At 71.2% G+C, this 13,812-nt stretch carries 13 protein-coding genes, 1 tRNA gene and 1 pseudogene; 6 read left to right on the top strand and 9 right to left on the bottom strand.

Going from position 1 to position 13,812, the window contains the following annotated elements; genetic code table 11:
* Nucleotides 1–4: 4 nt before the first annotated feature.
* Nucleotides 5–1,015, bottom strand: a complete 1,011-nt coding sequence (locus SY2F82_RS04380; RefSeq protein ID WP_200417561.1) for a carbohydrate ABC transporter permease — start codon at nucleotides 1,013–1,015, stop codon at nucleotides 5–7.
* Between the two features lie 5 nt (nucleotides 1,016–1,020).
* Nucleotides 1,021–2,382: an ABC transporter substrate-binding protein gene (locus tag SY2F82_RS04375; protein ID WP_200417560.1), complete on the bottom strand. Its 1,362-nt coding sequence runs from the start codon at nucleotides 2,380–2,382 to the stop codon at nucleotides 1,021–1,023.
* 346 nt (nucleotides 2,383–2,728) lie between these two features.
* Here SY2F82_RS04375 and SY2F82_RS04370 point away from each other — a divergent pair, with 346 nt between their 5' ends.
* Complete coding sequence (locus SY2F82_RS04370; protein WP_200417559.1) at nucleotides 2,729–3,784, top strand: LacI family DNA-binding transcriptional regulator; 1,056 nt, start codon at nucleotides 2,729–2,731, stop codon at nucleotides 3,782–3,784.
* 48 nt (nucleotides 3,785–3,832) lie between these two features.
* Here the strand turns inward: SY2F82_RS04370 and SY2F82_RS04365 are convergent, their stop codons facing one another.
* On the bottom strand, nucleotides 3,833–4,333 hold the full coding sequence (locus SY2F82_RS04365) for a GNAT family N-acetyltransferase (protein WP_236041122.1): 501 nt from the start codon (nucleotides 4,331–4,333) through the stop codon (nucleotides 3,833–3,835).
* 25 nt (nucleotides 4,334–4,358) lie between these two features.
* Nucleotides 4,359–4,799 (bottom strand): helix-turn-helix domain-containing protein, encoded by a 441-nt coding sequence (locus SY2F82_RS04360; protein WP_200417558.1) that lies wholly within the window; start codon nucleotides 4,797–4,799, stop codon nucleotides 4,359–4,361.
* 79 nt (nucleotides 4,800–4,878) lie between these two features.
* Here SY2F82_RS04360 and SY2F82_RS04355 point away from each other — a divergent pair, with 79 nt between their 5' ends.
* The 3 genes and pseudogenes from SY2F82_RS04355 (at nucleotide 4,879) to SY2F82_RS04345 (ending at nucleotide 7,001) form a co-directional block, all read left to right on the top strand.
* Entirely contained in the window at nucleotides 4,879–5,520 is a 642-nt protein-coding gene (locus tag SY2F82_RS04355; RefSeq protein WP_200417557.1) for an NADPH-dependent F420 reductase, read from the top strand.
* Between the two features lie 89 nt (nucleotides 5,521–5,609).
* Nucleotides 5,610–5,789 (top strand): annotated as a pseudogene (locus SY2F82_RS04350) (hypothetical protein); the annotation flags it as partial.
* A gap of 96 nt (nucleotides 5,790–5,885) precedes the next feature.
* A complete protein-coding gene (locus SY2F82_RS04345) occupies nucleotides 5,886–7,001 on the top strand; it encodes a DUF4037 domain-containing protein (protein WP_200417556.1) in 1,116 nt (371 codons plus the stop codon).
* Nucleotides 7,002–7,067: 66 nt separating this feature from the next.
* On the opposite strand, the gene SY2F82_RS04340 is transcribed toward SY2F82_RS04345, so the two are convergent.
* From SY2F82_RS04340 to SY2F82_RS04325, 4 genes are all read right to left on the bottom strand, one after another.
* Nucleotides 7,068–7,140 (bottom strand) — tRNA-His (locus SY2F82_RS04340).
* Nucleotides 7,141–7,267: 127 nt separating this feature from the next.
* Entirely contained in the window at nucleotides 7,268–7,870 is a 603-nt protein-coding gene (gene orn / locus SY2F82_RS04335; protein ID WP_103838668.1) for an oligoribonuclease, read from the bottom strand.
* Between the two features lie 164 nt (nucleotides 7,871–8,034).
* Nucleotides 8,035–9,270, bottom strand: a complete 1,236-nt coding sequence (locus SY2F82_RS04330) for a helix-turn-helix domain-containing protein (RefSeq protein ID WP_200417555.1) — start codon at nucleotides 9,268–9,270, stop codon at nucleotides 8,035–8,037.
* A gap of 377 nt (nucleotides 9,271–9,647) precedes the next feature.
* Nucleotides 9,648–10,004 carry a hypothetical protein gene (locus tag SY2F82_RS04325; RefSeq protein ID WP_374707120.1) on the bottom strand — a complete coding sequence of 119 codons (357 nt, stop codon included), beginning with the start codon at nucleotides 10,002–10,004 and terminating at the stop codon, nucleotides 9,648–9,650.
* Nucleotides 10,005–10,319: 315 nt separating this feature from the next.
* On the opposite strand from SY2F82_RS04325, the gene SY2F82_RS04320 reads away from it, so the two are divergent.
* Together SY2F82_RS04320 and SY2F82_RS04315 are read left to right on the top strand one after the other, a co-directional pair.
* On the top strand, nucleotides 10,320–10,847 hold the full coding sequence (locus tag SY2F82_RS04320; RefSeq protein ID WP_200417554.1) for a universal stress protein: 528 nt from the start codon (nucleotides 10,320–10,322) through the stop codon (nucleotides 10,845–10,847).
* A gap of 328 nt (nucleotides 10,848–11,175) precedes the next feature.
* Nucleotides 11,176–11,742, top strand: coding sequence for a GPR1/FUN34/YaaH family transporter (locus SY2F82_RS04315; RefSeq protein WP_200417553.1), 567 nt, complete (start codon nucleotides 11,176–11,178; stop codon nucleotides 11,740–11,742).
* A gap of 235 nt (nucleotides 11,743–11,977) precedes the next feature.
* On the opposite strand, the gene glmS is transcribed toward SY2F82_RS04315, so the two are convergent.
* Entirely contained in the window at nucleotides 11,978–13,795 is a 1,818-nt protein-coding gene (gene glmS, locus SY2F82_RS04310) for a glutamine--fructose-6-phosphate transaminase (isomerizing) (protein ID WP_200417552.1), read from the bottom strand.
* Nucleotides 13,796–13,812: the final 17 nt, after the last annotated feature.

The raw sequence follows: 13,812 nt of genomic DNA, 5'->3' as shown, positions 1-13,812 counted from the left end.
TCTCCTAACTGCTGGCGCGCAACCGGCGCGAGATGACGTAGTTGACGATCCCGATCACGATGAGGATCAGGAACATCGTCCAGGCGATGGCGGAGGCCCGGCCCAGGTGCTGGTTCACCCAGCCCTGCTCGTACAGGTACAGACCCAGCGTCTGGAACTGGTGCTCGGCGCCGCCCGACGCACCCTTGTTCGCGTCGAACAGCAGCGGTTCGCCGAAGACCTGGCTGGCGCCGATCGTCGACACGACGACCGTGAACAGGATCGTCGGCCGCAACTGGGGCAGCGTGACATGGAAGAACTGCTGCCAGCGGTTGGCACCGTCCAGGGCCGCCGACTCGTACAGGTCCTGGGGGATGGCCTGCATCGCCGCCAGGTAGATCAGCGCGTTGTAGCCAGTCCAGCGCCAGATGACGATGGACGAGACGGCTATCTGCGAGGGCCACTTCTCGTTCTGCCAGTCGATGGCGTCGATCCCGACGAAGTGCAGCGCCCAGTTGATCATGCCGTAATCGCGCCCGAAGAGCAGCACGAACACCAGTGAGGCGGCCGCGATCGAGGTCGCGTACGGCGCGAGCATCACGACCCGGTAGAAGGTCGAGGCGCGCAGCTTGTAGTTGAGGATGTGGGCCAGGCCCATCGCCATCAGAAGCTGCGGGACGGTCGAGATGATCCCGATGGTCAGGGTGTTCTTCGCCGCGTTCCAGAAGAAGTCGTCGTCGAAGATCCGGGTGTAGTTGCGCAGCCCCGCCCACTCCATGTCGGTGGGCGCCGTCAGCTCCACCGTGTGCAGCGAGGCCCAGGCCGTGTAGACCAGCGGGAACAGGCCGAAGGCGATGAAGAGCAGGAAGAAGGGCGAGACGAACGCGTAGGGGCTCCAGCGGAGATCCCGCTGCCAGCGCCGGGAGAGTCGTGCGCGGCGCCGCTGCTCCGCCTCCGTGGGTACCGCGGGCGGGCGGCCCGGGGCCGCGCCCCCCTCCTTCGCGGGGGGCGCGGCGGTGTCGTGCCGGGTGGCCATGCCGGTCACTTCTCCAGGTTGTTGTCGATGGTCTTCGTGGCCGTGTTCCAGGCCTCCTCGGCCGACTTGCCCTTCGTCACGAGGATGACGCCGTTGTCGGTCAGACCCTGCTGGATGATCTGGTCCTTCGGGCCGATGACCTGGACCGGGCTGGACTTGGCGGCCTCGGCGAAGATCGTGCCGATCGGGGCGTCACCGGTCATCTCGTTCTTGGCGCCGGTGACCTCGGGGGAGCTGTACGCCGCCTGCGCGCTCGGGAAGCTGCCCTGGACGCTGAACAGCTTGGCCTGCTGCGCGGGCGCGGTCAGCCAGGCGGCCAGCTCCTGGGCCTCCTTCACGTGCTTGCCGTTCTTCGGCACGGTCAGGAAGGAACCGCCCCAGTTGCCGGACCTGGGCGCGACGGCCACGTCCCACTTGCCCTTGGCGTCCGGCTTCGACTTGCCCTTGATGTAGCCGAGCATCCACGGCGGGCAGGCCATCGCGGCGAACTTCACGTTGGCGATCGTCTGGTCCCAGGTCGGCTGGAACTGCGTCTGCGCGCCGATCAGGCCCTTCTTGGCGGCGTCCGCGGTCAGGTCGAAGGCGGCCTTGACGGCGGGGTTCGTCTTGTAGATGACCTTGCCGGAGGAGTCGTAGAACTTCTCCTTCTCACTGCTGAGGACGGCGTTCAGCAGACCGCCGGGGGAGTCCCAGAAGGTGGTGCCCTGCGGCGCCTTCTTCTGGTACCGCTCGCCGACGCTGACGAGCTTGCTCCAGTCGCCGGACCACAGCTTGCCGACCTCGGTGCGGTCGGTGGGCAGACCGGCCGCCTGGAAGAGGTCCTTGCGGTAGCAGACCGCCATCGGGCCGACGTCGGTGCCGAGGCCGATCGTCTGACCGTCCTTGGTGGTGGCCTGCGCCCACTTCCAGTCGAGGAAGTCGCTCTTGTTCACGCCCGAAACCTTGGAGAGGTCCGTGAGCTTGGCCGCCTGGGTGCTGACGACCTCGGCTATGTTGCCGACTTCGACGCCCTGGATGTCCTGCAGACCGCTGCCGGTGGTGAGGTGGTTGACGAGCGCCGGGTAGTAGTTCTCGTTCCGCTCGGTGACGTTCTCGGTGATCTTGATGTTGGGGTGGAGCTTCTCGTACTCGGCGTAGAGGCCTGCCTCCTTGAAGCCGAAGGTGCCGAAGAGGCCGAGGCTGATCGTGGTCTTTCCGCTGCCACCGCCGTCCGGCGACGAGCCGGACTTGTCTCCGCCGTCGTCGGCACAGCCGGCCAGCAGCCCGGCGCCCAGCACTGCGACGGCTGTGAGGGCTATCGCCTTGCGGCTGATGGGGGTCCCCCCGCTCGAGCGAAGTCGAGAGTGGGGGAGGGTACGTGCTCGCATGTCGTCCTCCAGTTGCCCTGACGTGCCGACCCCCCGGCCAACTTCTGTGCTGGGCCCGTGTCTTCTCGCTGCGGCTCGGGCGGGGAACGTGCGGGATGTGTATGGGGCAGGTACTGTGGGAGCGCTCCCACAAGTGATGTGTTGAAGAGTCGTGGGTCCGGGCGGGGGTGTCAAGGGAGCTGACGGTGCCGGACGCGTTCAGTTATCGGGACGTTAACTGAACGCCGTGAAGGGCCGCCCCCGGGCGCGGGGCCCGGGCGGCCATGGCCAGCGGCGGTCGCGGAGCCGCACGGGACTGTTACATTCCAGGCCAGGCGCGCGACGCGCGGTGCGACGGGAGGCGACCATGACAGGCCACGGAACGCGGGGCCGGAGTGGCCGGCGGCCGACACTTGAGGAGGTCGCCGCACGGGCCGGCGTGGGCCGCGGCACGGTCTCCCGGGTGATCAACGGCTCGCCCCGGGTGAGCGACGCGACGCGCGCGGCCGTCGAGGCGGCGGTCGCGGAGCTGGGATACGTGCCGAACACCGCGGCCCGGGCGCTGGCCGCGAACCGCACGGACGCGATCGCGCTCGTCGTCCCCGAGCCGGAGACGCGGTTCTTCGCGGAGCCGTACTTCTCGGACATGGTGACGGGAGTCGGGGCCGCGCTGTCGGACACCGAGATGCAGCTGCTGCTGATCTTCGCGGGCAACGACCGGGAGCGGCGCAGGCTGGCGCAGTACCTGGCGGCGCACCGGGTGGACGGCGTCCTGCTGGTCTCCGTCCACGCGGACGACCCGCTGCCCGACCTGCTCGCCCAGCTGGAGATCCCGGCGGTGATCAGCGGTCCCCGCTCGGCCTCGGAGACCCTGCCGTCGGTGGACTCGGACAACTACGGCGGCGGTCGCTCGGCGGTGGAGCACCTGATCGCCCGCGGCCGCGCCCGCATCGCCACGATCACCGGCCGCCTCGACGTCTACGGCGCCCAGCGGCGCATCGAAGGCTACCGGGACGCGCTCAGGGAGGCGGGCCGTGCGGTGGACGAGGCCCTGATCCTGCCCGGTGACTTCACCGAGGAGGGCGGCCGGCGCGCCATGACGGAACTGCTGGCCCGCCGCCCGGACCTGGACGCGGTGTTCGCGGAGTCGGACGTGATGGCGGCGGGCGCGCGCCAGGTGCTGCGGGAGGCGGGGCGCCGCATCCCGGACGACGTGGCGCTCGTGGGGTACGACGACTCGGCGATCGCCCGCCACATGGACCCGCCGCTGACGAGCGTGCGCCAGCCGATCGAGGAGATGGGCCGGGCGATGATCGGCCTGCTCCTGGACGAGATAGCGGACCGCCGCCCGGTGGCCTCCCGGACCCTGGACCGGAGGCAGGTCGTGCTGCCCACGGAACTGGTGGCGCGGGACTCGTCCTGACGCGCCCGTAGCGGGCGGCCACGCGCGCGCCCCTGCGCGGCGTGCGTGTCAGCCCGGCAGCGACAGCTCCCACCTGACCTCTCCGTCCTGGCGCCGGTCCGTCGGTGCCAGCCCGGTCGCCGCCGCCACGGACTGCGAGGCCCGGTGGGCCGGGTGGATGTGCGCGACGACCGTGGTGACGTGCTGCTGCCCGAGCCAGTCGACCAGTCCCCGGGCCGCCTCCGTGGCCAGCCCCTGGCCCTGCCAAGGCGTTCCGACGACCCACGCGATCTCCGTGGCGCGGTCGGTGACCGTAGCCTGCACCGTGCCCACGAGACGGGACTCCCCGCGCTGGAACAGCACCCAGTTGCACCAGGAGACGGCCGGGTCGGGGGAGCCGGAGACCAGCCGTTCGTAGCGTGCGCGCAGGGCGGCCGGGGAGTGCGGCACGCCGCCGGTGTACGTGTGCAGCCGCGGGTCGGCCAGGGTCTCGGCCATCTCCTCGGCGTGGTCGACGCGCAGGGGCAGCAGGTCCAGGCGGGCGGTGCGGATCGGTTCGGGGCTGAGCACTCGGTGGGGCCCTCTCTGCGTCTTTTCACTCGACGGGGCGGCCGGGCGTGAGGGCCGGCCCGTGCGTGCGGGCCGCGGCCGGCCGGCCGCGGCGCACGTCGCGGGGGGCCGTCACCGGTTCCCCGCGCTCCTGCGCCGCCATCACCTCGTCGCCGTGCTCGAACGCCCAGGCGCCGAACGCCTCGATCGGCGGCAGCAGGCTCCGCCCCAGTTCCGTGAGCCCGTAGTCGACGCGGGGTGGGGCGCCCGGGCGGGCGCGGCGCTCGACCAGCCCGTTGAACTCCAGTCGGCGCAGGGTCTCGGTGAGCACCTTGGGACTGATGCCGCCGATCCGCTCGCGCAGCCGGCCGGGGCGCTCGGGGCCCTCGCGCAGCGCCCAGATCACCACGGGGTTCCAGGTGTTGGCCAGCAGGTCGAAGGCGAGCCGGGCGCGGCAGTCGGCGATGAAGCCCTGGTCGACGGTCACTTACCGAATGGTGCCCGAACAGCTTCCTACTGTCGTTCCGAATACGGGAACAGGACCAACGACACGGGGAGTGGGGACGATGAGGATCGGGATCGCCGGCACCGGCGCCATGGCGGACGCCCTGGGCGGCCAGTGGGCACGGGTCGGCCACGACGTACTGGTGGGCGGGCGGGACAGGGGCCGCTCGGCAGCCCTGGCCGGAAGGATCGGCGGACGGGCGGGAAGCCTGCGCGACGTTGTCGAGCACGGTGAGGACGCGGTGCTGCTGGCGGTGCCGTACGCGGTGGCCGCCGACGTGGTGTCCGGCCTGTCCGACACCCTGGCGGGCCGGACGCTGATCGACTGCACCAACCCGGTCGGCCCGGGCTTCCTCCTGGAGACCGGGGGCGGTCCCTCGGCCGCCGAGCGCATCGCCGCAGCCGCCCCCGGCGCACACGTGGTCAAGGCGTTCAACCTGTGCCATGAGAGCGTGTGGCGGCTGACCCCGCCCGTCTTCGACGGCCGTCCCCTGGCGGTTCCGCTGTGCGGCGACGACGCCTCGGCCCTGGAGACGGTACGCCGCCTGGTGCACGACCTCGGCTGCCGGCCGCTGGACGGCGGAGGGCTGGAGCGGGCGGCCCTGCTGGAGGCGACAGCGGCCTTCCTCATCGGACTGTGGGTGGGCCAGGGGGCGGACGCCCAGGCGATCGCGCCGCTGTTGGAGTACTCGGGGGTCGTGTGAGAGGCCGTGCCCACCGGCCCCGGACGGACTGCGACCACGGGACGGGCGAAAACGCGGTGCGGTACGGGCAGTTGCGGTGGGGGCGTGCCCCGACCCGGCCCCTGGGCCGGCCGAAGGGCGGCGACATCTGGCTGCACATGGACCACGGCAGCGGCACATCGGCGTGCGTGAGCGTGTCCGAGTCGGCGATGCGGTACCTGCTGCGCACCCTCGATCCGAGGCAGCACCCGGTCGTGGTGATGGGCGACAGGACGGAGCTGAACGCCTGACGGTGCGTCCGACCGGGCCTGTGACGCAGCCTCCGGTGGCGCTCCCTCGCGGATAACCGGTGGCCCCGGCGGCGGCGGGCCCAGCACAGTGAGGCCATGGCGACCTCCGAAGCCCGGTTCATGCCCGGCCTGAAGCTGTCCGCGATCCTGTACGAGGAGGCCGTGGGGCCGCTCCTCCGCGAGGCCTTCCCGGGACTCCGGTACGCGGCGGCGCGGATCGGCAGCGGTTCCGAGGTACTGGGTTTTGACACACCCCGCTCGGCGGATCACGAGTGGGGACCCCGGTTGGAGCTCTTCCTCACGGCCGGGGACCGGGCCCGGCACGGCGACGACATCCGCCGCCTGCTGGCCGAACGGCTGCCGAAGCAGCTGCGCGGCTGGCCCACCCACTTCCAGGAGAGCGACGACCCGCTGGACCCGGTCGGACGCATGCGGCCGACCGACGGGCCGGTCAACCACCGTGTCGACGTGCACGACGTCGAAGGCTGGCTGGCAGAGCGGCTCGGGCTGCGCGCGGCCGGCCCGGAGCCGAGCGTGCGCGCATGGCTGGCGATGCCCCAGCAGCGGCTCGCCGAGACCACCGGCGGCGCGGTGTTCCACGACGGGCTCGGCACCCTCACCGCCGCGCGGCGGCGGCTGGCCTGGTACCCGGAGCAGGTGTGGCGGTACCTGCTGGCGTGCCAGTGGCAGCGCATCTCGCGGGAAGAGGCGTTCGTGGGACGCTGCGCGGAGGTCGGCGACGACGTCGGCTCCGCCGTCACGGCCGCCCGCCTCGTACGGGACCTGATGCGGCTGTGCCTGCTGCTGGAGCGCCGGTACGCCCCCTACGGCAAATGGCTCGGCAGCGCGTTCGGCCGGCTGCCGGTGGCCGCGTCGCTCACTCCGTCGCTGCGCGGTGCGCTGGCGGCGACGGACCACCCGACCCGGGAAGGGCACCTGTGCGACGCGTACGAAGCGGTCGCTTCCCTGCAGAACGCCTCCGGACTGACCACCCCGGTGGATCCGAGGCCCCGCCCCTACCACGCACGCCCGTTCCTCGTCCTGCGCGCCGAGCGCTTCGCACAGGCCCTGGCCCGCACGGTCACGGACCCCGATCTTCGCGGTCTGCCCCTGGTCGGAGGCGTGGACCAGTGGGCCGACAGCACCGACCTGCTCAGCCGGCACCGTGTCCTTCAGGCGGCGACGGGCGCCCTCGAAGAAGAGCCATATTGAAAGGAGGAGCCTGAAAAGCAGTTCAGCCGGTGACCTGCTCCCACAGGCCACCGGCTGACTACGAAGGGTGAGTGACGGGACTCGAACCCGCGACATCCTGGACCACAACCAGGTGCTCTACCAGCTGAGCTACACCCACCATGACCGGTGTTTTCGCAGTGGTTTCCCCCACCGGCCGAGAAAAAGTGTACAGGGTCCGAAGGGGTGCTCGCGCCAGCGTTTCCCCGTGCGTCGGGCGTGGCGCCCCGTCGGGCCCCGCCGGGCCGCTACCGAGCGGGCAGCACGTGCTTGGCCGCGATCGCGCGCGCCGTGTCGGAGTCGGGGCCCGGCTGCGGTACGAAGATCGCCTCCCGGTAGTAGCGCAGCTCCGCGATCGACTCGCGGATGTCGGCCAGCGCCCGGTGGTTGCCGTTCTTCTCCGGACTGTTGAAGTAGGCCCGCGGGTACCAGCGCCGGGCCAGCTCCTTGATCGAGCTGACGTCCACGATCCGGTAGTGCAGGTAGTCCTCCAGCGTCGGCATGTCGCGGGAAAGGAAGCCGCGGTCCGTGCCGACGGAGTTGCCGCACAGGGGGGCCTTGCCCGGTTCCTTGACCCACTCCCGTACGTAGGTCAGGACCTGCTCCTCGGCGTCGGCGAGCGTCGTGCCGGCCGCCAGCTCGTCGAGCAGTCCCGAGGCGGTGTGCATCTGACGCACCACCTCCGGCATCGTCTCCAGTGCCGCGTCCGGCGGCCGGATCACGATGTCCACCCCCTCGCCGAGTACGTTCAGCTCGGAGTCGGTGACCAGCGCTGCCACCTCGATGAGCGCGTCGTCGGACAGCGAGAGGCCGGTCATCTCGCAGTCGATCCACACCATGCGATCGTTCATGTGTCCCACCTTATGGCCCGGGCGTGGCATGCGGACCGCCCGTGCATGTGACCTGTGCACGGGCGGATACGGCGACGGGCGGGACCGGGGGTCCTACGACCTCCGGTCCCGCCCGTCCTCGCCGGTGGGCCGGCGCACGCCGGTGCGCCGGCACGGCGGTGGTGCTACGGCGCGCTGCGCTGCCCCGGCACGCTCGGGCGGCCCGCGGCGTACAGCTCGGGCACGTGCTTGCCCGGGTGGTCCGTGGACAGGGGCGCCGAGGGTCCGATCCCGTTCGTCGCAGCCGTCCGGCGGGTCTGCATCGGGAGCTGGGCGGACTCGGGCGCGGCCTGTGGCGCGGGCGGGCCGCCGGCGCTCTCGGCGTCCGCCTGCCGGTCGCTCTGCGGGCGGCGCGCCCGGTACGCGGCCCGGTAGGCGGCGGGCGACGAGCCGAGCTGGCGCCGGAAGTGGCCGCGCAGCGCGACCGGCGAGCGGAAGCCGCAGCGCCCGGCGACCTCGTCGACCGAGTAGTCGGAGGTCTCGAGCAGCCGCTGCGCCTGCAGCACCCGCTGGGTGATCAGCCACTGCAGCGGCGCGCTGCCGGTGAGCGAGCGGAAGCGCCGGTCGAAGGTCCGCCGGCTCATGTACGCGCGCGCCGCCAGCGTCTCCACGTCGAACTGTTCGTGGAGGTGTTCCAGCGCCCAGGCGACGACCTCCGCGAGCGGGTCGGCGCCGATCTCCTCGGGTAAAGACCGGTCGAGATAGCGCTCCTGGCCTCCGCTGCGGCGCGGCGGGACCACCAGGCGCCGGGCGAGCGCGCCCGCCGCCTCGTTGCCGTGGTCCGTGCGCACGATGTGGAGGCACAGGTCGATGCCGGCCGCCGTACCGGCCGACGTCAGGACGTCCCCGTCGTCCACGAACAGCTCGCGCGGGTCGACGTGCACCGACGGATAGCGCTTGGCCAGCGTCGGTGCGTACATCCAGTGCGTGGTGGCCGGCCGCCCGTCCAGCAGCCCTGCGGCGGCCAGCACGAAGGCGCCGGTGCACAGCCCCACGATGCGGGCGCCCTCCTCGTGCGCCCGGCGCAGCGCCTCGAGCGCCTCCCCCGGTGGTGGAGAGGTGATCGACCGCCAGGCCGGCACCACGACGGTGCCCGCCCGCGAGATCGCCTCCAGCCCGTATGGTGCGGTCAGTTCCAGGCCCCCTGTGGTCCGCAGCGGGCCTTCCTCGCCGGCCGCCACCAGCAGGCGGTAGCGCGGCACTCCGGCGTCCTGGCGGTCAATCCCGAACACCGAAAGCGGAATGGAACTCTCGAAGATGGGGCCGCCGCTGAACAGCAGCACCGCGACGATCTCCTTGCGGCGTCGCCCGGACAGCTTCCGGGCCGCGGCGTCCGGCGCGGCAGTTGAGTCATGGCTCATCCTGCTAAGCCCCCCTCGGTGGTCGCGGCTCCTCGGTTGTGTCGCTCCTGCACGTTTCCCCTCGGTCCTGCACGAGTCCCCCGCCGTAGACAGTCATGATCGAATCTACTGTGTCGCGCGGTGCCGGCGTGACCAGTTCACCATCCGGCACATTGTCGACATGGCAACTTGGCGTGAAGCATTCGATCACGAAGGGTTGCACTCGTGGAGCGTGCAGGGAAGTGCGCCTCGTCCCGGTGGCCAATCCCCGTAGGGTGCGCGCGCCCTTCGGGACCCTTTCAGCGCAGGTGGAACGGGGGGTGGGGGGCCGTTCCCCGGTGTGATGCACGAGATTGAGAAGTTGGCTGAAAAGATACGGGCGCGTGCGCGGAAACCGGTCAGTCGACCGGAGTGTTTCCACCACTGTGACGTCCGCCTCTGTGCGCCCCCGTTCCGGTCCGGCTGTGGCGTCCTCGGTGCGGGGCGATCTCCTCGGCCCGCAGGCGTGCGGCACCCCGCTGCGACTGCCGGAGCAGCGTGCCGCACGCGAGGGTGACGGCCCCCAGACCGAGGGCGGTGCTGATGGCGCCGGCGAGCGAGGTGCCGCACCAGACGAGGACGACGGGGACCACGCCGCAGCAGAAGCCCGCCCAGCGGGTCACATCGCTCACGGTGTCGGGCGCGGGGCGCTTCTGCGCGGCGGTGCGGGGTCCGGGCACGGTGCGCCTCTGCGCGGGGGGGCGGGGTCCGGGCACGGCGTGCTCCCTCCGGGGGTGGGTCACCGGATTCAACGCGGACCCGGCCGGTCGGTCACTGCCGCGTCCGTGGTCCGCGGTCCGCTCCGGTGTGTGAGGGAAGGCCGTGCAAACCGCCTGTACGGGGCAGCAACCATTGCGTTACGGGCGTTCCCTCGTGCATGCTCCCTGGAACCCCGTGCAGCCTGTGCGGGATCTGGGCTAAGGAGGCGTGCCGCCGTACCCTTGGGGGTATGGGGACGGGAAGACGATTCCCGGACACAGCTCCGCCGCACACCGTCGTCCCCGACAAAGGATCACATCGCCGAGACAGCCATGGCCGGTCACGAATTCTCCGAACCCGCGGACCGCAAGCGGCCGGTCGCCGACCCGACGGCGACCGATCCCCTGGCGGCGGAAGAGGCACGCCCTTCGTGCGATCCCGCGTTCAAGCACGGCGTTGTCGTCGGCTTCGACGGCTCCACCTCCAGTGAGCGCGCCCTCGCGTACGCGATCGGCATGGCGTACCGCTCGGGTTCGGGCCTGATCATCGTCCACGTCGCCAACCGGCTGCCCACCACGGTGTGGGCGGGCTGCGAGCCGCCGGTCTTCGTGGACGTACCGGACCACCGTACGGAGGTCCTGGGTCTGGAGCTGGCCTGCGCGGATCATCTCGCGGACGTCCCCTGGATCCTGGTCGAGCGCGGCGGCGACATCTGCCACGAACTCGAAGAGGTGGGCCGGGAGTACGAGGCGGACGCGATCGTGGTCGGCTCCACGCACGGCATCGTCGGCCGCATCTTCGGCTCGGTCGCCGGCCGTCTCGCCAAGCGCGCCCAGCGCCCGGTGATCGTCATTCCCTGAGTTGTCGCTCCGCGCGGGCCCCTGGTTCGACCACCGGGGTACCCGGGCGGGTTGTATGCGACGACTGCGGGGCGCGCGTGGTTGCGCGCGCCGTTCAACCGCGCCCCCTTGCGGGGCGCGATTTACAGCCACCGCGCGCCCCCGGCTCGCACCTCCACCGTTGTGATTCCGCAACTCCCCGTTGGCCCAGGTGAGATGCGCCGTGGGTAGCGCGAACTCCCTTTCCGTTTCCCCTGGAATTCTTTGCGCGCGGAGGTGTTTGTGCCCTTGTGAAGGGCATATATCGGTCACCGCGCACCGTACACGCAGGACAAGAAGGGAGCCCGCCGTGGACAACGACGTCTCTGCGGGAGGCACCACCACCATCGTCGGCCGGCTGGCGCTCGGCGTCACGCTGCTGGCCTTCGGGCTCGGATCCACCAAGGTCATCGACGGCGTGACGACGGCCGACGCCGTGTCACTGGCCCACTATGTAGGCGGCGTGGCCCTGTTCCTCGTCGGCCTGCTCGCCTTCCGCGACCGTGACACCGCCACGGGCACCGCCTTCTCGGCGCTCGGCGCCCTGTGGTTCACCTGGGCCGTCACGGCCGGCAACCAGATGTCCGACCACGCCGCCGGACTCTTCCTCCTGCTGTTCGCCCTGGTCACCCTGAGCCTGGCGCTCGGAGCGTCCGGCGGCCTGCTCGACCAGGGCACCTACGGGCTGTTCTTCCTCTCGCTGCTGCTGCTCGCCATCGGCCGCCTCGCCGGCAACGACGCGCTCGGCAAGGCCGGCGGCTGGTTCGCCGTGGCGGCGGGAGCGGTGGCCTGGTACGCGGCGACCGCGGCCCTCGCCCACTGGCCCACCACCCTTCCGCGACGCGCTGCCGGCCGGGGAGTGACGGCCGCCGGCTGAGGCAGCGACCGGGCCGGGATGGGGGTCCCCCCTGTTCGAGCGAAGTCGAGAACTTGGGGGAGGGCGGCCCCGGCCCCTGAAAGAGCAACCCCCTGTGGTGGTGGCACACAGGGGGTTGCTGACGCTCAGGTCCGGCCTGGCTAGAGGCGGTCGGCCCCCAGGTGGTTGGCCGACGGGCAGCCGGTCGACGGCGAGCCGGCCGACGGGGAGCCGGCCGGCAGGGAGTCGGTCGCGACTACTCCACCGTCACGGACTTCGCCAGGTTCCGCGGCTTGTCGATGTCCCGGCCCAGCGCCAACGCCGTGTGGTAGGCGAGGAGTTGCAGCGGAATGCCCATCAGGATCGGGTCCAGCTCGTCCTCGTTCTTCGGCACCACGATGGTGTGGTCGGCCTTCTCCTGCTCCTGGTGCGCCACCGCGAGGATCTTGCCGCTGCGGGCCTTGATCTCCTCCATGGCCGCGCGGTTCTTCTCCAGCAGGTCGTCGTCCGGCACGATCGCGACCGTCGGCAGGGCCGGCTCGATCAGCGCCAGCGGACCGTGCTTCAGCTCGGAGGCCGGGTAGGCCTCGGCGTGGATGTAGGAGACCTCCTTCAGCTTCAGCGAGGCCTCACGGGCCACCGGGTAGCCGCGCACGCGCCCGATGAACAGCATCGAACGGGCGTCCGCGAACTCCTCCGCCAGCTTCTTGATCTCCTCCTCCTGCTTCAGGATCTCGGAGATCTGCTCGGGCAGCTTCCGCAGGCCCTCGATGATCCGCTTGCCGTCGCGGACGGACAGGTCGCGGGTGCGGCCCAGGTGCAGTGCCAGCAGCGCGAACGCCACCGTCGTGTTCGTGAAGCACTTGGTGGACACCACGCACACCTCGGGCCCCGCGTGGACGTAGATCCCGGCGTCCGACTCCCGTGCGATCGCCGAGCCGACCACGTTGACGACGCCGAAGACCCGTGCGCCCTTGCGCCTGAGCTCCTGCACGGCCGCCAGCACGTCGTAGGTCTCACCGGACTGCGACACCGCCACGTACAGCGTGTCGGGGTCCACGACGGCGTTGCGGTAGCGGAACTCCGACGCCGGCTCGGCGTCGGCCGGGATGCGGGCCAGCTCCTCGATCATCTGGGCACCGATCATGCCCGCGTGGTACGAGGTGCCGCAGCCGAGGATCTTCACGCGGCGGATCTGCCGCGCCTCGCGGGCGTCCAGGTTCAGGCCGCCCAGGTGCACGGTGGAGAACCGGTCGTCGATGCGGCCGCGCAGCACTCGGTCCACGGCGTCGGCCTGCTCGTGGATCTCCTTGTGCATGTAGGTGTCGTGGCCGCCCATGTCGTACGACTCGGCCTCCCACTCCACGGTGGTCGGCTCGGCCGTCGTACGGGTGCCCTCGGTGGTGTAGGTGCGGAAGTCGTCGGCCTTCAGCGTCGCCATCTCGCCGTCGTCCAGCGTCACTATCTGGCGGGTGTGGGCGACGAGGGCGGCGACGTCGGAGGCGACGAACATCTCCTTCTCGCCGATGCCGAGCACGACGGGGGAGCCGTTGCGGGCCACCACGATCCGGTCCGGGAAGTCGGCGTGCATCACGGCGATGCCGTACGTGCCCTCCACCAGCCGCAGCGCCTGGCGGACCTTCTCCTCCAGCGACTCGGCCTGGGAGCGGGCGATGAGGTGGGTGAGGACCTCGGTGTCGGTCTCGGAGAGGAACTCGACGCCGTCCGCCTCCAGCTTCTTCCTCAGCTCGGCGGCGTTGTCGATGATGCCGTTGTGGACGACGGCGACCTTGTTGTCGGCCGACAGGTGCGGGTGCGCGTTGACGTCGGAGGGGGCGCCGTGGGTGGCCCAGCGGGTGTGGGCGATGCCGGTGGTGCCCTTGAAGCGCGCGGGGACCTTGGCCTCCAGGTCGCGGACCCGGCCCTTGGCCTTGACCATCCTCAGGCCCGCCGACTTCGGCGAGGTGATGACGATGCCCGCCGAGTCGTAGCCGCGGTACTCCAGCCGCTGCAGACCCTCCAGCAGGAGCGGGGCCACATCGCGCTTACCGATGTATCCGACGATTCCGCACATATGTTTCCTTAAGTCCC

Origin of the sequence: Streptomyces sp. Y2F8-2 (genome assembly GCF_014905555.1) — a bacterium.
Lineage (GTDB): Bacteria > Actinomycetota > Actinomycetes > Streptomycetales > Streptomycetaceae > Streptomyces > Streptomyces cynarae.
This window is presented reverse-complemented; position numbering and strand designations above follow the sequence as displayed.